The 16411-nt window shown below is 61.4% G+C and carries 18 protein-coding genes; 8 read left to right on the forward strand and 10 right to left on the reverse strand.

The window, feature by feature from the left end:
* Nucleotides 1–67 precede the first annotated feature (67 nt).
* Complete coding sequence (locus K3762_RS10725; protein WP_132443298.1) at nucleotides 68–757, forward strand: hypothetical protein; 690 nt, start codon at nucleotides 68–70, stop codon at nucleotides 755–757.
* Between the two features lie 147 nt (nucleotides 758–904).
* Here the strand turns inward: K3762_RS10725 and rpsI are convergent, their stop codons facing one another.
* The 3 genes from rpsI to K3762_RS10740 all read right to left on the reverse strand — a co-directional run bounded on the left by rpsI (nucleotide 905) and on the right by K3762_RS10740 (nucleotide 3445).
* On the reverse strand, nucleotides 905–1405 hold the full coding sequence (rpsI, locus tag K3762_RS10730) for a 30S ribosomal protein S9 (RefSeq protein ID WP_067629875.1): 501 nt from the start codon (nucleotides 1403–1405) through the stop codon (nucleotides 905–907).
* A gap of 2 nt (nucleotides 1406–1407) precedes the next feature.
* Nucleotides 1408–1869: a 50S ribosomal protein L13 gene (gene rplM, locus K3762_RS10735; protein WP_067629878.1), complete on the reverse strand. Its 462-nt coding sequence runs from the start codon at nucleotides 1867–1869 to the stop codon at nucleotides 1408–1410.
* 160 nt (nucleotides 1870–2029) lie between these two features.
* Nucleotides 2030–3445, reverse strand: a complete 1416-nt coding sequence (locus tag K3762_RS10740; protein ID WP_132443297.1) for a PLP-dependent aminotransferase family protein — start codon at nucleotides 3443–3445, stop codon at nucleotides 2030–2032.
* Between the two features lie 110 nt (nucleotides 3446–3555).
* Between K3762_RS10740 and K3762_RS10745 the strand changes: the two genes are divergently transcribed.
* On the forward strand, nucleotides 3556–3786 hold the full coding sequence (locus K3762_RS10745; protein ID WP_120351198.1) for a DUF1127 domain-containing protein: 231 nt from the start codon (nucleotides 3556–3558) through the stop codon (nucleotides 3784–3786).
* A gap of 245 nt (nucleotides 3787–4031) precedes the next feature.
* Here K3762_RS10745 and K3762_RS10750 read toward each other — a convergent pair whose 3' ends face one another.
* Nucleotides 4032–4460 carry a PaaI family thioesterase gene (locus K3762_RS10750; protein WP_067629887.1) on the reverse strand — a complete coding sequence of 143 codons (429 nt, stop codon included), beginning with the start codon at nucleotides 4458–4460 and terminating at the stop codon, nucleotides 4032–4034.
* Between the two features lie 58 nt (nucleotides 4461–4518).
* Between K3762_RS10750 and K3762_RS10755 the strand changes: the two genes are divergently transcribed.
* From K3762_RS10755 to gluQRS, 4 genes are all read left to right on the forward strand, one after another.
* Nucleotides 4519–5304, forward strand: coding sequence for an enoyl-CoA hydratase (locus tag K3762_RS10755; protein WP_132443296.1), 786 nt, complete (start codon nucleotides 4519–4521; stop codon nucleotides 5302–5304).
* 277 nt (nucleotides 5305–5581) lie between these two features.
* A complete protein-coding gene (gene trmFO, locus K3762_RS10760; protein WP_120352216.1) occupies nucleotides 5582–6922 on the forward strand; it encodes a methylenetetrahydrofolate--tRNA-(uracil(54)-C(5))-methyltransferase (FADH(2)-oxidizing) TrmFO in 1341 nt (446 codons plus the stop codon).
* A 53-nt stretch (nucleotides 6923–6975) separates the two neighbouring features.
* Nucleotides 6976–7590 carry a class I SAM-dependent methyltransferase gene (locus tag K3762_RS10765; RefSeq protein WP_120351200.1) on the forward strand — a complete coding sequence of 205 codons (615 nt, stop codon included), beginning with the start codon at nucleotides 6976–6978 and terminating at the stop codon, nucleotides 7588–7590.
* Nucleotides 7587–8444: a tRNA glutamyl-Q(34) synthetase GluQRS gene (gene gluQRS, locus K3762_RS10770; protein ID WP_132443295.1), complete on the forward strand. Its 858-nt coding sequence runs from the start codon at nucleotides 7587–7589 to the stop codon at nucleotides 8442–8444. Before K3762_RS10765 ends, gluQRS begins: the two co-directional genes overlap by 4 nt.
* 9 nt (nucleotides 8445–8453) lie before the next feature.
* On the opposite strand, the gene hisI is transcribed toward gluQRS, so the two are convergent.
* Nucleotides 8454–8813, reverse strand: coding sequence for a phosphoribosyl-AMP cyclohydrolase (gene hisI, locus K3762_RS10775; protein WP_132443294.1), 360 nt, complete (start codon nucleotides 8811–8813; stop codon nucleotides 8454–8456).
* Between the two features lie 75 nt (nucleotides 8814–8888).
* On the opposite strand from hisI, the gene K3762_RS10780 reads away from it, so the two are divergent.
* The gene (locus K3762_RS10780) at nucleotides 8889–9350 is read left to right on the forward strand and encodes an iron-sulfur cluster assembly scaffold protein (protein ID WP_260009463.1); all 462 of its coding nucleotides are present in this window, start codon (nucleotides 8889–8891) and stop codon (nucleotides 9348–9350) included.
* Between the two features lie 194 nt (nucleotides 9351–9544).
* Here the strand turns inward: K3762_RS10780 and K3762_RS10785 are convergent, their stop codons facing one another.
* The 5 genes from K3762_RS10785 to K3762_RS10805 form a co-directional block, all read right to left on the reverse strand.
* Complete coding sequence (locus K3762_RS10785) at nucleotides 9545–9673, reverse strand: hypothetical protein (RefSeq protein ID WP_259944545.1); 129 nt, start codon at nucleotides 9671–9673, stop codon at nucleotides 9545–9547.
* Nucleotides 9674–9772: 99 nt separating this feature from the next.
* The gene (gene recG, locus K3762_RS10790; RefSeq protein WP_260009464.1) at nucleotides 9773–11863 is read right to left on the reverse strand and encodes an ATP-dependent DNA helicase RecG; all 2091 of its coding nucleotides are present in this window, start codon (nucleotides 11861–11863) and stop codon (nucleotides 9773–9775) included.
* Nucleotides 11860–13980: an NAD-dependent DNA ligase LigA gene (gene ligA / locus K3762_RS10795; protein ID WP_260009465.1), complete on the reverse strand. Its 2121-nt coding sequence runs from the start codon at nucleotides 13978–13980 to the stop codon at nucleotides 11860–11862. The genes recG and ligA overlap by 4 nt, the downstream gene beginning before the upstream one ends.
* An 86-nt stretch (nucleotides 13981–14066) precedes the next feature.
* Entirely contained in the window at nucleotides 14067–14774 is a 708-nt protein-coding gene (gene ctrA / locus K3762_RS10800) for a response regulator transcription factor CtrA (RefSeq protein ID WP_067626480.1), read from the reverse strand.
* A gap of 93 nt (nucleotides 14775–14867) precedes the next feature.
* Nucleotides 14868–15146 (reverse strand): DUF1153 domain-containing protein, encoded by a 279-nt coding sequence (locus tag K3762_RS10805; protein WP_067939991.1) that lies wholly within the window; start codon nucleotides 15144–15146, stop codon nucleotides 14868–14870.
* A gap of 120 nt (nucleotides 15147–15266) precedes the next feature.
* Here K3762_RS10805 and mnmA point away from each other — a divergent pair, with 120 nt between their 5' ends.
* Nucleotides 15267–16409, forward strand: a complete 1143-nt coding sequence (gene mnmA, locus K3762_RS10810; protein WP_260009466.1) for a tRNA 2-thiouridine(34) synthase MnmA — start codon at nucleotides 15267–15269, stop codon at nucleotides 16407–16409.
* Nucleotides 16410–16411: the final 2 nt, after the last annotated feature.

The following is a 16411-nucleotide window of genomic DNA, read 5'->3' on the forward strand; positions in this document are numbered from 1 at the left end:
CGAAAGACCTTCACAACCAGACTTCGCCAGTCGCAGACAAGCCATGGTCCAACACTAGGCAAATGCCATGAATATCAAACACCTTATCGGGTTCGGCCTTACCGCCGGGCTGCTCTCTTCCGCCGCCTATGCGCAGGACAACATCACCACCGGTTTCGACCCGGTGATCGAAGACCGCGCCATGACCTCCATGATTGGCTGGACCGCAGGCGTCTCTGCCGCCACACGTTTCAACACGTCGGATGATTTCGATCACCTCGAAAACGAAGTCGAAGGCTTTGTCGAGCTGACCTACGGCGGCTTCCACACCGGCCTCAGCGCAACATCGCTCTACCAAGACCCGACAGATGACGTCGAGTTCGAAGCAAACCTCGGCTATGGTGCGGACTTCGGTCAGGGTCTCAGCTGGGATCTGACCTATGGCTATATTTGGCTGAACGATTCCGAAGACCACAGCGAAGAGATCACCGCGACGCTTGGCTTCCCCATCGGTCGTGACGCCTCCGGCGCATTCGCCGTGATCATCGACCCCGACAATGGCGAAAGCGATCAGGAAGTCGCGTTCGAAGCGCCCCTGTCCGAGCGTTGGACCGCCGTTGGCCTCATCGGCAACAGCGACCGTGACGACAACATCTATGCCGAAGCCGGCGCCGTTTACGACTTTGGCGATGGCATCAGCTTTGAAGCGCTTTACGAAGACACCAACGATGGCGACGGCGTGTTGGGCTTCACCGTGAGCTACGAAATCGGCGGCTAAGCCGTCTCGGGATCACGGATCCTAGATCAGAGGCCGTTGCGGGAAACCGCAGCGGCCTTTTTCATGACCAACAGCCACACATGCCATCCCACAAACGAAAAAGGGCCACCCCGGAGGGCAGCCCTTTCGCAAATCTGATCGGTAAGCTTAACGCTTGGAGAACTGGAAGCTCCGGCGCGCTTTGGCCTTACCGTATTTCTTCCGCTCGACGACGCGGCTGTCACGGGTCAGGAAGCCTGCCGCTTTCAGCGCACCGCGCAGGGAGGGATCATAAAGCTGCAGCGCCTTGGAGATGCCGTGCTTGACCGCGCCCGCTTGACCGGACAGACCGCCGCCTTTGACCGTTGCGAACACGTCGAACTGGCCTTCGGTGTTGGTGATGCCGAAAGGCTGTGCCAGGATCAGCTGCTGCACGGGGCGCGCAAAGTATTCGTTCTGCGGCTTGCCGTTGACGATGACCTTGCCGGAGCCGGGCTTGATCCAAACGCGGGCGACCGCGTCTTTACGTTTGCCGGTGGCATAGGCGCGGCCCAGTTCGTCACGAACAGGCTCACGCGGGGTCATTTCGGTTTCGGTGCCCTGCACGCCGCCGATGTTCTCGGTCACGGCTGCTTCGAGACCGTCGAGGGATTTGATTTCGTCAGCCATGCTCATGCACTCCGCGTGTTTTTCTTGTTCAAGGATTTAACATCCAGAACTTCGGGGCTCTGCGCCTCATGGGGGTGATCGCTACCTGCATAGACGCGCAGGTTGGTCATGATCTGGCGGCTCAGGCGGTTTCCGGGCAGCATACGCTTGACGGCTTGTGTCACCACACGCTCAGGATGCGCGCCCTCAAGGATCTGTGCCTTGGTGCGCGACTTGATGCCACCGGGGTGGCCGGTGTGCCAGTAGAAGTGCTCTTCGCGCTTCTTGCCGGTCATCTGCACCTTGTCGGCGTTGATGACGATCACGTTGTCGCCGCAATCCATATGCGGTGTGAAGGACGGCTTGTGCTTGCCGCGCAGGCGCGTGGCGATGATCGAAGCGAGACGGCCCAGCACGACGCCTTCGGCGTCGATGATGATCCATTTCTTGTCGATATCTGCCGGTGTCGCAGAAAAGGTTTTCATGGATGAATTCCCGTTTAAGGTTGGTCGGAACGAGGAATCCCCGCCCGGTGTCTGATGGAGGGGTTATAACCACCTGCATCGCCGGGTCAAGCGCAGCAATCGCGGATTACGTAAGAAAAATCAGTTACTTATGATTTAGGTATAATAATACCCCAAATTTCTACACGCTGATCTGCTCTGGCGGATTGTCCAAGAGACAGCGCAGGCGCTGCATCGCCGCCTCAAAAGAGCGCAGAGAGACATGGGCGTTCACCGCGATGCGCACCGCATGGGGCGCGCGGCCATCGCGCAGGGCGAATTCATCGGCGGAACGGATCTGCACGCCCTGCGCCTCTGCCGCGCGGCAAAACCCCGCTGCGCGCCAACCCGGCGGCAAGTGCAGCCATAAGAAAGGCACGTCACGCGACCATTGCAATTCATGCCCGCCCAGATGGTTGACCGCGACCTCTACATATTCCGCCAGCCTCTCGCGGATATCTGTGCAAATGCCCTTCAGCCGCGGATCGGTGAGCAGAATCCGCGTCGCCTCGGCCAAGGGGCGGGCAAGGCCGAAGTACCCGTATTCCGCCACCCGCCGCAGGTCTGCCGAGCGCCCCGCCGGCGCCAGCGCAAAGCCGACACGCAGCGCGGGCGTCAACTCTTTCGAGATCGAAGAGACATGCCAGACATGTTCCGGCCAGAGCGAGCGGTAGCTCGGCGCGCGGGCAGAGCCCATACGGTAGCAATCATCCTCCAGAATCTCTAACCCGTGCCGCTTGGCGACCTCCAGCAGCGCGCGCCGCCGTTCGAGGCTTGTGTGGCTGCCGGTTGGATTGTGCACTTCAGGTGTGGTGCAAAACACCTGCGCCCCACTGTCGCGCGCGGCCTTGTCCAACGCCTCGGGCAACACGCCGTCTTTGTCCATCGCCACGCCAACCACTTCGGCGCGCAGCACCTCCGCAGCCCGGCGGAACCCGGCGTAGGAGAGGTCTTCGACCAGCATCACCGGCTTTGGCCCCGACAGGATGGCCTGAAGTACCAATACAATCGCACTTTGCCCGCCGTGTGACAGCACAACGTCGCGCTCGCTCAGCGGCCCGAGGGCCAGATGCGACAGCCAGTCGACCACCGCTTGACGCACCGGGGCATAGGCATCGCGGGTGGGATAATTCATCAGCTCTTCGCCCGGCACATCCGCCACCTGCCGCAGGGCGCTGCGGATCAGGGCCACCTGCCCCATGTCTGGTAAGCGCGGGCTAAAAAGGCTGACCGCATCGGTATCGGAGATCTCCAACTCTTTGATCCAGCTATCTTGTTCGCGATTCCAGACATCTTCGCGAATGGCGGCCTGCGGCGGGGCAACAAAGGTGCCCCGACCGACCTCGGCCTCCAGCAAACCTTCGTCCGTAAGAATGGTATAGGCCCGCGCCACGGTGCCGGGGGTGATCCCCAACTGCCACGCCAGCTCGCGCACAGGCGGCAGCTTGTCCCCCACGGCCAGTGCACCGGATGTGACCCCCTCGCGGATCGTGAGGGCGACGAGTTTGTACTTCGGTCCCTGCCCTTCGGCGAGGGTTGGCTGCCAAATTGTACCCATTACAATATTCCTGTGGTCAAATTGTATCGCGCTTTGTACCCTTGTACCTGTAGGCTTTCTACACTTTGTGTCAATACAATTTCGCCAATACAAATTCAAGGAGTTCTCCCATGACACAGGCTCGCCCTATCAGCGCCGATGCAATGACATTGATGACATACCGCGCCCTGCCGGTCCCTGCGATGATCGCGCTGCGCTTTGCGGCGGTCGTGACCACATGGGCGGCCCGCCGACGCACCCGGATCGCGCTTGCTGCGCTTGAGCCGTGGGAGCTTGATGATGCGGGACTTACACCGGAACAAGCCTCAGCCGAGGCTTCCCGCGTGTTCTGGCAGGCGTAACTTCCCTGTGGCGTCCGCCAGACCTCTTCCTTGGGCCGGGTTTTCCCGGCCCTTTTTTCGTAGTCTCGCGCAGACGCCCAGCCCGGAATCAAGCCGCAGGCGCCGGGCCATCGCCTGCCCGTCCCGGCGGGCGGGCGATTTGGTGAAGCTGGGCGCATCTTCGAAAAAGCACATCACGACTGCCCCATAAAGTGGCACGGATCGCCGTCACAGTCGCCAGCCCACGGTCAGGCGCTGGCCCTTCCTCACCCCATCGACGCAGGCGGAATCGCATAGGTCAGGCTCGCCCGCGCCACCGGCTTATCCGACCCCTCCGAATAGATCAGTACATCCGTTACCGACAACTGCCGCCCCAGTTTGAGCAGCTTGGCATGGGCGACCAGCGGCACATCCGCCAGCGGCTTGCGCATGAAATCGATCGAGCAATTCGTCGTCACCGCCAGCGCCTTTGGCCCGATCATCGCAAGCGTCGCGAGATAGGCCGCCACATCCGCCAGCGCGAACATCGACGGGCCCGACACCGTCCCTCCGGGCCGCAGATGGCGGCGGCTGGTCAACAGACGCATGGTGATCTCATTCTCGGCCACGTGATCCACGGCGAAATCATCCGCCACCTGATCAAACACCTCCCGCATAAAGGCTTCCAACGCCTCTGCATCCATCACCACGGCCATACTTGTCCTCCCTGCTTTCCTCGGCGTAACGTTGGCGCGACCAGCTTGGGAGGGCAAGGTGACAATTCTTGACGTTACGGCACAAGGGCCGGTGACCCACCTGCGCATGAACGCACCCGAGCGGCTGAACGCACTGTCGGACGAAATGCTGGCCGCCCTGCACAGCAAACTCGACGCCTTGGCCGAAGATCGGCAAACCCGTGTCATTATCCTATCGGGCGCGGGCAAAGCCTTTTGCGCGGGGCACGACCTGCGCCAGATGACCGCCATGCGCCAAGCCGAAGACGGCGGAGCCGCCGCCTTCAAAGACCTCTTCGACCGCTGCGCCACCCTCATGGCCCGCATTCAAAGCCTGCCGCAGCCCGTCATCGCCCAAGTCCACGGCATCGCCACCGCCGCTGGCTGCCAGCTTGTCGCCACCTGCGACATGGCCATCGCCGCCGAGGACACCCGCTTTGGCGTCAACGGCGTGAACATCGGCCTTTTCTGTTCAACCCCCATGGTCGCCCTGACCCGCAGCATCCCGCGCAAACAGGCGTTTGAGATGCTGACCACCGGGGAATTCATCTCAGCCCCCCGCGCTGCAGAACTGGGCCTGATCAACCGCGCCGTGCCGGGCGACCAGCTGGCTACTGAGACCAACGCCCTAGCCGAAAAGATCGCCGCCAAACTCGGCACCGCCGTCGCCCACGGCAAAGGCGCATTCTACCAACAGATGCACCTGCCCACCGACCAAGCCTACGACTTCACCGGCGACATCATGGTGCGCAATATGCTTGAGGCTGACACCCGCGAAGGCATCGACGCCTTCTTGGAAAAGCGCGCGCCCGACTGGCAGCAGTGATTGTTTCCAAATTTGCGCAACAGTGTTGCCACGCAGGGGCTGGCAAATCTGGCAAAATCGGGGCACTGTTATATTAGGGTACAGAAACCCTAATGATTTTGGGTCGCCGACGGCGGAAGGTCCCTCCGGGTCAGCCTCTCACTGACCGACCATTCCCGCAGCGGCGACCCCAAAACCATGCCCGGCCAAGCGCGCGTACCGCGATATTTCAGCGCGCATCAGCCCGCCCCCGCTCTTGCCTGTTGCGCGCGAACCCGCCCTGCCCTACATCGCCCCCATGACAGATACATTGCACATCATCGGCGGCGGCATGGCCGGATCAGAGGCTGCTTGGCAAGCGGCGAACGCGGGCGTGGAAGTCGTGATCCACGAGATGCGCCCCAAGGTCGAAACCTTTGCCCATCAGACCGGGCTGTTGGGCGAGATGGTCTGCTCCAACTCCTTCCGCTCGGATGATGACGAGCAAAACGCCGTGGGCCTGCTGCATTGGGAAATGCGCGCCGCCGACGGCCTCATCATGGCCTGCGCCGACAAAAACCGCCTGCCCGCTGGCGGCGCACTGGCAGTAGACCGCGACCCCTTCGCGCAGACCGTCACCGACACGCTGCTCGCACACCCCAATATCACCGTCGAATACGGCGAGATTTCTGAGCTGCCAAAAGACGGCAAATGGATCATCGCTACTGGCCCGCTGACCTCCGGCGCATTGGCCGAAGCCATCGCCGCCGAAACCGGGGCCGAGGCGCTCGCCTTTTTCGACGCCATCGCGCCCATCGTCTATTTCGACAGTATCGACATGTCGAAAGCCTGGATGCAGTCGCGCTATGACAAGGGCGAAACCGAGGAAGAGCGTACCGCCTACCTCAACTGCCCCATGGACAAGCAGCAATACGATGATTTCATCGACGCGTTGCTGGAGGCCGACAAAACCGAGTTCCGCGAAGGCGAAACGGCGGGCTATTTCGATGGCTGCCTGCCCATCGAAGTCATGGCAGAACGGGGCCGCGAAACCCTGCGCCATGGCCCGATGAAACCGGTTGGCCTGACCAACCCGCACCAGCCCGAGATCAAGGCCCATGCCGTTGTCCAGCTGCGCCGCGACAACAAGCTGGGCACGCTTTACAATATCGTCGGCTTTCAAACCAAAATGAAGTACGGCGCGCAAACAGATGTTTTCAAACGAATTCCGGGGCTTGAGAACGCGCGCTTTGCACGTCTCGGCGGCATTCACCGCAACTCGTTCATCAACTCGCCCACGTTGCTTGACGATCAAATGCGCCTGCGCAGCCGCGACAATATCCGCTTTGCCGGGCAGATCACTGGCGTCGAAGGCTATGTCGAAAGCGCCGCGATGGGCTTGCTCGCAGGTCGCATGGCCGCCGCTGAGATCAAGGGCGGCAGCCTGCCAACCCCGCCCGACAGCACCGCCATGGGCGCGCTGATCACCCACATCACCGGCGGGGCGGATGCGAAAACCTTTCAGCCGATGAACGTGAACTTCGGCCTGTTTCCGCCTGTCGAAGGGCTTAAATCGGGCCGTCGCGGCCGCAAGGATCGCTACAAAGCCTATACCGACCGTGCCAAGGCAGATTGGCAGGCATGGCTTGATCAAGGTTAACCCGCCCCGGGTTAACACTGGATCCTCCTGCCCATCCCCCATATCCTAGGGGAATGACAAAACATTATTTCGACAAAGCCTACGCGGCGCGGGACACGCAGGTGATCCGTAGCCTTTATGACGAATGGGCGGGCAGCTACGACGAGGATATCAAAGCGCAGGGCTATGCCACGCCCGACCGCGCCGCTGCCACGCTCGCTGAATTTCTGGACAACAAAGACGCACCGATCTTCGATATCGGCTGTGGCACAGGGCTGTCTGGCGCGGCCCTAAAACAAGCGGGCTTCACCACCATTGACGGCGGCGATGTCTCTGCCGCCATGCTGGCAGTGGCTCGAAAAAAAGATATATACCGCAATTTGTTAGAGCTCGAAGTTGATGCCCCTCTCCCCTTCGCGCCCGGCAGCTATGAAGCGATCAGCGCCATCGGCGTGATCGGCCCCGGAGCCGCGCCGATCAGATTGTTCGACACGTTGATGCATGCATTAGAAAAGGGCGGTAAACTTCTGTTTTCGCTCAACGAAAAGGCGCTCGAAGATCGCGGCGCCCTGGGCATGATCCATGAATGGACCGACTGCGGCGCGGCGATCCTGCTCTTTGCAGAGGAAGGCCCGCACCTGCCCGGCATCGACTTGAAGTCTACCGTCTATCTGATTGAAAAGAATTGACACTTACCACCAGATTTGCCCCATCCCCGACCGGTCCGCTGCACCTTGGCCACGCCTATTCGGCACTCTTGGCTCATGATCTGGCCAAAGCAGCGGGGGGAAAGTTCCTGCTGCGTATCGAAGATATCGACCAATCCCGCGCGCGACCCAAGTGGGAGGCGCAGATCTACGAAGACCTCGCATGGCTTGGTATTGACTGGCCGCAGCCTGTGATGCGCCAATCCGACAGAATGGCGGCCTACCGCAGTGCCCTTGATGACCTCTGGGCGCGCGGCTTGCTCTATGCCTGCACCTGCAACCGTCGCGACATCGCCGCCGCCACCAGCGCCCCGCAGGAGGGCGCAGAGCCCGTCTATGGCCCCGACGGCCTGATTTACCCCGGCACCTGCCGTGACGCAGGCCATCCAAAAGCCTCCGGCGCGCTGCGGCTTGATATGCGTAAAGCTTTGGCTTCTTTGGGCAATCGCGCGCTAAGCTTCACTGAAAACGGCTATGGCCCGAATGTTGAAACCGGCGCGATCACCTTCTCCCCGGATCAGCTTATCGCCACGGTCGGTGATGTGGTCTTGGCCCGGCGCGACATGGGCACGTCCTACCACCTTTCCGTCGTACTCGACGATGCCGCGCAGGGGATCACGCTGGTCCCGCGCGGGGCCGACCTTTTTGCGGCGACCTATATCCATGCTGTGCTGCAGGCTTTGCTCGACCTGCCAACGCCGCATTATCACCATCACCGGCTGATCCGGGATGACGGCGGCAAACGGCTCGCCAAACGCGATGACGCCCGCGCCATCGCGCTATACCGTGAGAATGGAATGACGCCCGGAGATATTCGTTATATGGTAAGGCTTTAGCGCGCGGCCTTAATCCACCGGATTCATCAGTTCGACTTCTTCATCATCCTGAATCCCGGTGTAAAAGCAACTGCGGCGCCCAGTGTGACAGGCGGGACCGCTCTGGTCCACGAGCACCAACAGGCAATCGCGGTCGCAATCGATCCGCATCTCAACCAGTTTCTGCACATGGCCACTGGTTTCGCCCTTTACCCAGAACGCCTGCCGCGAGCGGCTCCAATAGGTGACCTTGCCCGTCTCAAGGCTGCGCGCGATGCTCTCTGCGCTCATCCAGGCCAGCATCAGCACCTCATGTGTCTCCACGTCCTGCGCGATGGCGGGGATCAGGCCCGCCTCGTTGAACTGAAGGCTTGCAGGATCGAAAGTCATCGGGCACCTCGTGGAAATATTTGCATCTGTCTCTGCGGCGCTTATGTAGGGTTTCAGTACGAAAAGGAACAGCCCATGTCGGATGAGACGGACCTCATCAAGCTCTACTCCGCGCGTATCTTGGCGCTTACCGCAGAGATCCCGCATCTGGGCCGGATGGAGGCCCCGCAGGCCAGCGTGAAGCGCCGCTCGCCGCTGTGCGGCTCGACCGTGACGGTTGATGTGCGCGTAGAGGAAGGCCGTCTGGCCGAGATGAAACAGGACGTGAAAGCCTGCGCCTTGGGGCAAGCGGCTGCGGCCGTTGTGGGCGGTGCCGCGCCCGGTGCCTCGCTCACGCAGATCACCACCGCCCGCGATCAACTGCGCGCCATGCTCAAGGGCGAAGGGCCGGTGCCGGACGCCCCCTTTGACGGTTTCGAAGTGCTGACCCCTGCCGCGGCCTATAAAAACCGCCATGCCTCCATCATGCTGAGCATCGAGGCGCTGACAGAGGCGATGCAACAGGCCGAAGCCCCGGCGGAAGCTGGCGAGCGCTAAGCGCAGCCTGCCGCAGCCCACCTTCCCCAATATTCAACAAAAAAACGCCGCACATCCTGCGAAGGATGGCGGCGTCAGTCGGCGTTCCTCATGTTGGGACCCGCTTTGCCAGAGGCCGACGCGGACAGGCAAGTCGGTGCATCAAATTGGGACGGATGCAGCAGACAAAGCGGCATGAGAGCCTTTGGCAGAACTCAGATAAAGGCGGGCAGATGCAACCCGACGACCAGCATCACGATCAAAGCGGCGGCCCCTGCTGCATCCTGCAGCAATGTGGCCTGCGATCTGAGGGCGATAGATTTCAGGGCAGTGTAAGTCATCATCAGTACCTCCTTATCTTCGTTGCTTCTTTGTTCTCATTTTTACCCATCCATGTAAAGAACTTTTTGAGAACATTCGCGAACATAAAGAGAGTTTAGGCGCTAACCCACTGTTATCAAACGGATCGCCTCGTCCTGCCGCATGAGCCATAGCAGCAGCCTTACCGCCCTGCCGCGCGGCCCTTCGAGGGTGGGATCATCAACCAAAAGCTTTCGGGCATCCGATTGCGCCACCGCCATCAAACCCGCCTGACGCTCCAGATCGGCCACGCGAAAGCGCGGCACGCCCGATTGCGCGGTGCCGATAAGATCGCCCGTGCCGCGCATTTTCAGATCGGTTTCGGCAATGACGAAACCGTCTTCGGATTCGCGCAGCACCTCAAGCCGTTGCCGGCCCGTATCGCTGAGGGGGGCTTGATACATCAAAAGACAAGTCGACGCCCCGGCGCCCCGCCCGACACGGCCGCGCAACTGGTGCAACTGCGCAAGGCCGAAAATCTCGGCCCGCTCCACCACCATGATCGTCGCATTGGGCACGTCCACGCCGACTTCGATCACCGTGGTGGCCACCAGCACCTTGGTTTCTCCCGCTTGGAAGGCACGCATCGCCGCGTCTTTTTCGGCGGGCGGCATCTGCCCATGGACCAAGCCAACGACCCCTTCGCCCAACGCCGCGCGGAGCCGTTTGAACCGGTCTTCCGCCGCCGTCAGATCGCTGACTTCGCTCTCTTCCACCAGCGGGCAAACCCAGTAGCATTGCCGCCCTTCGCTGATGGCGTGACGCATCCGGTCGATGACCTCATCCATCCTTGAAGTCGAGACCAGCGCCGTGCGAATGGGCTGCCGCCCGGGAGGCTTTTCGTCGAGGATCGAGACATCCATATCACCGTATTGCGCCAGCGCTAGACTGCGCGGGATCGGTGTGGCAGTCATTACCAGCACGTCGGCGAGCCGCCCCTTGCGGCCCAATTCCAACCGCTGCCGCACGCCAAAACGGTGCTGTTCGTCGACCACCGCAAGGCGCAGATCGGCAAAGCTCACATCCGCCTGAAACACCGCATGGGTGCCAACGAGGATCTGGATGTCGCCGAGCTCCAGTGCCGCAAGCTTGGCCCGCCGCTCTGCCCCTTTGTCGCGCCCGGTGAGGAGTTCCAGCACCACGCCCGCCTGTTCCGCCAACGGTTGCAGCCCCATTAGGTGCTGACGCGCAAGGATTTCCGTCGGTGCCATCAGCACCGCTTGCCCGCCCGCCTCAACGGCGCGCAAAAGCGCCATGAAGGCGACCAGCGTCTTGCCCGCCCCCACATCGCCCTGCAACAGCCGGTTCATGCGTGTCTCGCGGCCCATGTCGGCGGTGATCTCTTCGACGGCACGCTGCTGTGCGTCGGTGGGCCGATAGGGCAAGGAAGACAACACCCGCTCTTGCAACCGCCCGTCGCCCCGGTTCGCCCGCCCCATCTTGCGCCGCTCATTCTGCCGCGCCAAGGCTAGGGTCACTTGATGGGCAAAAAGCTCATCATAGGCCAGCCGCTCCCGCGCCGGGGCCGTGGCGGTGAGGTCTTGCGCGGTTTGCGGGTCATGCGCGGCCTCTGCGGCGGCGGCGAAATCGGGCCAAGGGGCCTGCGCCACCTGCCCGGGATCGGCCCATTCGGCCACCTTCGGCAGCCGTTTCAAGGCGCTTCGGGTGGCCTTGTACATTACCTTTTGCGTCAGCCCAGAGGTGAGCGGATAGACCGGCTCAAAGTCAGGAATATCGCCCGCTTGATCTTCCGGCACGGCGAAATCCGGGTGGACCATCTGCGCCATCCCGTCAAAAAACTCCACCCGGCCCGAAACGATGCGGCGGCTGCCTTCGGGCAATTGCCGCTGCCAATAGTCGCCGCGCGCGTGGAAATAGACCAGTTGAAAACTGGTCTGCGCGTCCTCGACCGTGATGCGGTAAGCGCCGCCTTTATTGCGTGCCGGACGGTGTGCGCCGATGGTGACGGCCAGGGTGAGTGTCGCAGGCAGATGCGCGTCTTTCACACTGTCCCGCAGACGGCGGTCGATCCCGGAATGTGGCAGGGTAAAGATCAGATCGCGCGGCGCTTGGATGCCCAATTGGCCCAGCAATTGCGCTGTCTTTGGCCCCACCCCTTCGAGCGTTTCGAGCCCCGCGAATAGCGGGAAAAGCTGTTCCGGTCTGCCGCTCATTTGCCTTCGATCAAGGCGAGCCAGCCATCTTCATCCATCGTCTCGACCCCCAGATCAGCGGCCTTCTTGGCCTTGGACCCCGCCCCCGGTCCGGCGACCAGAATATCGGTTTTGCCGCTGACCGAGCCTGAAACCTTGGCCCCCAAACGCTCCGCCCGGGCCTTGGCCTCGGCCCGGCTCATCTTCTCCAAAGTGCCGGTAAAGACGACGGTCTTGCCTGCGACGGGGCTGCCTTCGGTGTCGGGGCGTTCCGCCGGGATCACGGTCAGATGCGCCACCAACCGGTCGATTGAGGCGCGCTCTGCCTCTTGCGCAAAGGCCGAGACCAGCGAGCCCGCCATGACGCTGCCGACACCATCGACGCCGATCAGATCATCCCAAGCGGGGCCGTCGAGCCCGCGCGCCACGGCCATGGCAGCCTCAAAACTGTCCCAATCGCCGTAGTGCAGCGCGATCAGGCTCGACGCCGCCTCGCCAACATGGCGAATACCAAGGGCAAAGATCAGACGCGCCATCGGTATTTCACGGCGATCTTCGATAGCCTGAAACAGGTTATCCGCCGATTTCGGCCCCCAGCCTTCGCGGTTTTTCAACTGCTGCACGCCGGTGCCGTAACGCTCTTTCAAGGTGAAAATATCCGCAGGCTCCGCGATCCAGCCGTCATGGTAAAACTGTTCGACCTGTTTGGCCCCCAGACCGTCGATATCAAATGCCTTGCGGCTGACGAAATGGATAAGCTTTTCAACGGCCTGCGCCGGGCAGATCAACCCACCGGTGCAGCGCCGCACCGCATCGCCCGGCTCCCGGATCGCATCCGACCCGCATTCCGGGCAGGTGGTGGGATAGACAAAGGCTTCGGCATCAGAGGGACGTTTCGACAGGTCCACGTCGGCCACTTTGGGGATCACATCGCCCGCGCGGTATATCTGCACCCAATCGCCCACGCGCACGTCCTTGCCGCCGCGGATTTCGGCGCCCTTGCTGTCGAGCCCTTTGATGTAATCTTCGTTGTGCAGCGTCGCGTTGGAGACGACGACCCCGCCCACCGTGACCGGCTGCAACCGCGCCACGGGCGACAAGGCACCGGTGCGCCCAACTTGAATGTCGATCCCCTCAAGCCGGGTCCACGCCAATTCGGCGGCGAATTTATGGGCGACGGCCCAACGCGGCGTGGTGGAGCGAAAGCCAAGCCGTTCCTGAAGCGCGAGATCGTCGACCTTATAGACCACGCCATCGATGTCATAGCCCAGCGTGGCGCGCTGCGCTTCGATCTTTTCGTAATGGGCGACCATATCACTTGGCCCGTCACAAAGCGCGGTCAGAGGGTTGGTCGAAAATCCCAGTTCCGTCAATCGGTCAATCGCGCCCTTCTGCGTCTCAGCCAAGGGTTCCGAGAGCGCACCCCAAGCATAGGCGAAAAACTGCAATGGCCGGGCGCGGGTAATCTCTGCGTCGAGCTGCCGCAGGGATCCGGCGGCGGCATTGCGCGGGTTGGCAAAGGTTTTGCCGCCCCTTTCGGCCTGCCGCGCGTTCAGTGCCGCGAAATCGGCGTGGCTCATATAGACTTCGCCGCGCACCTCCAGCAGGTCCGGCGCGTTCTTTAACTCTTGCGGGATGTTTTCAATGGTGCGGGCGTTGGCGGTAACATTTTCGCCCACCGCGCCATCGCCCCGCGTGGCGGCCTGCACCAGCACACCCTTTTCGTAGCGCAGGGACAGCGACAGCCCGTCGATCTTGGGCTCGGCCGTATAGGCCAGTGGCGCATCCGACCCCAGCCCAAGGTACTTGCGAATCCGGGCGTCGAACTCAGTGACTTCCTCGGCGTCGAAAGCATTGGCGAGCGAGAGCATCGGCACCGCATGCCGCACCTTGCCGAACCCTTCGGCGACCGGCGCGCCGACTTGCTCTGACGGGCTGTCAGCGCGCTTGATGTCGGGGAAGCGCGCTTCGATCGCGGCATTGCGCCGCTTCAGCGCGTCGTATTCCGCGTCGGAAATTTCTGGTGCATCTTCCGTATGATAGGCGGTGTTCGCCGCGTTCAGCACCTCGGCCAGCCGGGCCAGCTCCGTCTCTGCCTGCGCTTTGGTCAGCGCTTCAACCTCGATCTGGGATGTCACGATCTGCCCCCGATATTGTCACCTGTGGCTTAGATAGGTGGCGATCAGGGGCAGGTCTAGCGATTTTAGGTCCGGTTGATGGCAGATCAGGCGCTGGCGGCCAGATCCATCTGCGCCGGTTCGGGATCGCGCAGCACATAGCCCCGGCCCCAGACGGTTTCGATATAGCTCTCTCCGCCTGTGGCTTGGCTGAGCTTTTTGCGCAGCTTGCAGATAAAGACATCGATGATCTTCAGTTCAGGCTCATCCATGCCGCCATAGAGGTGGTTGAGAAACATCTCTTTGGTCAGGGTCGTGCCCTTGCGCAGGCTCAGCAGTTCCAGCATCTGGTATTCTTTGCCGGTCAAATGCACGGGGCTGTCGTTGACACTGACGGTCTTGGCATCAAGGTTTACGGCGACTTGCCCCGTCTCAATCACCGATTGGGAATGGCCTTTGGAACGACGGATGATGGCGTGGATCCGGGCCACCAATTCTTCGCGGTGAAATGGTTTGGTCAAATAATCGTCGGCACCAAATCCAAATCCCCTGAGTTTATTTTCCGTATCGTCGGACCCCGACAGGATCAGGATCGGCGTTTCAATCCGCGCCAGCCGCAATTGGCGCAGCACATCATGGCCGTTCATATCCGGCAGATCGAGGTCGAGCAGGATCAAATCATAGTCATAGAGCTTGGCCAGATCGATCCCCTCTTCGCCTAGGTCGGTGGCATAGACGTTAAGATTCGCATGGGTCAGCATGAGTTCAATACTGCGAGAGGTCGTCGGGTCATCTTCAACTAACAATACACGCATTCGGTTTCTCCGGCTCATCTAGGACGATTGGCTAATCTTGAGCAAAAAAGGTTAACTACCCGTTACCGATACTAGATAGGCTAGCTTAACAACTTAAAGTTGTCTATACTTTTTCAAGGCAGTGGCCTTCAGCGCGGCCTCTCCATGCTCTGTAACCGCATGCAACCATTCCATAAATTCGTCATCGCTAATGCCATAACGCTCCAGCGCTTCGGATTGGGTGATCAGCCCATAGACCACCCCCCGCACCACCGCTGCCTTGCGCGAGGCGACCCACCTTCGCGTATCTGCGCCGGGCAAATCGGCGCGTGACATCACGCTCCCGTCAGCGAGGGTAACAGACCGTGGCCCATCGACTTTTTTCAGGTACATCGCATCATCCGCCATTGTTCTGGCGGCCAATAACCCCCATCTGCCTTAACGCGGCGTGAAGCCTGCCCTTGTGACTAGGTAGGATTTTCCTATATTCGCGCACAAACTCCGGAGAGACCCATGGCCCTTGATCAGACACCGCCGCTCAATTCGCTTGGCTTTGCCAAGGCGCCCGCCGATACGCGCGTCGTCGTGGCGATGTCGGGCGGTGTGGACAGTTCCGTCGTGGCGGCCATGCTCAAAGACGAAGGCTATGATGTCGTGGGCGTCACCCTGCAGCTTTACGACCACGGCGCGGCGCTGGCCAAGAAAGGTGCCTGCTGTGCGGGTGTCGATATTCAGGACGCCCGCCGCGTGGCCGAGGAAATGGGCTTCCCGCATTACGTGCTGGACTATGAGAACGTCTTTAAGGACGCCGTGATCGATGAATTCGCCGACAGCTACCTCGGCGGTGCCACGCCCGTGCCCTGCATCCGCTGCAACGAGCGGGTCAAGTTCAAGGACTTGCTGGAAACCGCCAAGGATCTTGAGGCCGACTGTATGGCCACCGGTCACTATATCCAGCGCAAGATGGGCGAGAGCGGGCCGGAGCTACACGCCGCTGCGGACGGCAACCGCGACCAGAGCTATTTCCTATTCTCCACCACCGAAGAGCAACTCGACTACCTGCGCTTCCCGCTGGGCCATCTGCCGAGCAAGGATGACACCCGCGCACTGGCGGCGAAATACGGGCTGATGGTGGCTGACAAACCCGACAGTCAGGACATCTGTTTCGTCCCCAACGGCGACTATGCTGCGGTGATCCGCAAACTGCGGCCTGAGGCTGCCGATCCGGGCAATATCGTCGATACCGAGGGCAATGTGCTGGCGAATCATGAGGGTGTGATCCACTACACCATCGGTCAGCGTCGCGGCTTGGGCATCGGCGGTCTGGCCGACCCGCTTTATGTGGTGAGGTTGGATGCCGAGCGCAAAGAGGTCGTCGTTGGCCCTAAATCCATGCTCGCCACCCGCAAGATCCCGGTGCGAGAGATCAACTGGCTGGGCGATGAGCCCCTGACCTCGCGCCCGGAGTGGCACATCGCCGTGCGCGTGCGCTCCACCCGTCCGCCGCGCGATGCGATCCTGCGTCCAATCAGCGCGACCGAGGCCGAGGTTGAACTGCTGACCGCCGAGGAAGGCGTGTCGCCGGGTCAGGCCTGTGTGTTCTATGATCCTGAAAGCACACGCATCTTCGGCGGCGGCTGGATTTACCGGGGCTGATC

Source organism: Sulfitobacter sp. W074 (assembly GCF_025142275.1).
Taxonomy (GTDB): domain Bacteria; phylum Pseudomonadota; class Alphaproteobacteria; order Rhodobacterales; family Rhodobacteraceae; genus Sulfitobacter; species Sulfitobacter profundi.

Coding starts and splice junctions, on each gene's coding strand:
- K3762_RS10725 (WP_132443298.1), top strand. CDS start 68: ATGAATATCAAACACCTTATCGGGTTCGGCCTTACCGCCGGGCTGCTC.
- K3762_RS10745 (WP_120351198.1), top strand. CDS start 3,556: ATGACACAGGCTCGCCCTATCAGCGCCGATGCAATGACATTGATGACA.
- K3762_RS10805 (WP_067939991.1), bottom strand. CDS start 15,146: ATGTACCTGAAAAAAGTCGATGGGCCACGGTCTGTTACCCTCGCTGAC.
- rpsI (WP_067629875.1), bottom strand. CDS start 1,405: ATGGCTGACGAAATCAAATCCCTCGACGGTCTCGAAGCAGCCGTGACC.
- K3762_RS10740 (WP_132443297.1), bottom strand. CDS start 3,445: ATGGGTACAATTTGGCAGCCAACCCTCGCCGAAGGGCAGGGACCGAAG.
- K3762_RS10780 (WP_260009463.1), top strand. CDS start 8,889: ATGTCGGATGAGACGGACCTCATCAAGCTCTACTCCGCGCGTATCTTG.
- recG (WP_260009464.1), bottom strand. CDS start 11,863: ATGAGCGGCAGACCGGAACAGCTTTTCCCGCTATTCGCGGGGCTCGAA.
- K3762_RS10765 (WP_120351200.1), top strand. CDS start 6,976: ATGACAAAACATTATTTCGACAAAGCCTACGCGGCGCGGGACACGCAG.
- mnmA (WP_260009466.1), top strand. CDS start 15,267: ATGGCCCTTGATCAGACACCGCCGCTCAATTCGCTTGGCTTTGCCAAG.
- hisI (WP_132443294.1), bottom strand. CDS start 8,813: ATGACTTTCGATCCTGCAAGCCTTCAGTTCAACGAGGCGGGCCTGATC.
- K3762_RS10785 (WP_259944545.1), bottom strand. CDS start 9,673: ATGATGACTTACACTGCCCTGAAATCTATCGCCCTCAGATCGCAGGCC.
- ctrA (WP_067626480.1), bottom strand. CDS start 14,774: ATGCGTGTATTGTTAGTTGAAGATGACCCGACGACCTCTCGCAGTATT.
- rplM (WP_067629878.1), bottom strand. CDS start 1,869: ATGAAAACCTTTTCTGCGACACCGGCAGATATCGACAAGAAATGGATC.
- K3762_RS10750 (WP_067629887.1), bottom strand. CDS start 4,460: ATGGCCGTGGTGATGGATGCAGAGGCGTTGGAAGCCTTTATGCGGGAG.
- trmFO (WP_120352216.1), top strand. CDS start 5,582: ATGACAGATACATTGCACATCATCGGCGGCGGCATGGCCGGATCAGAG.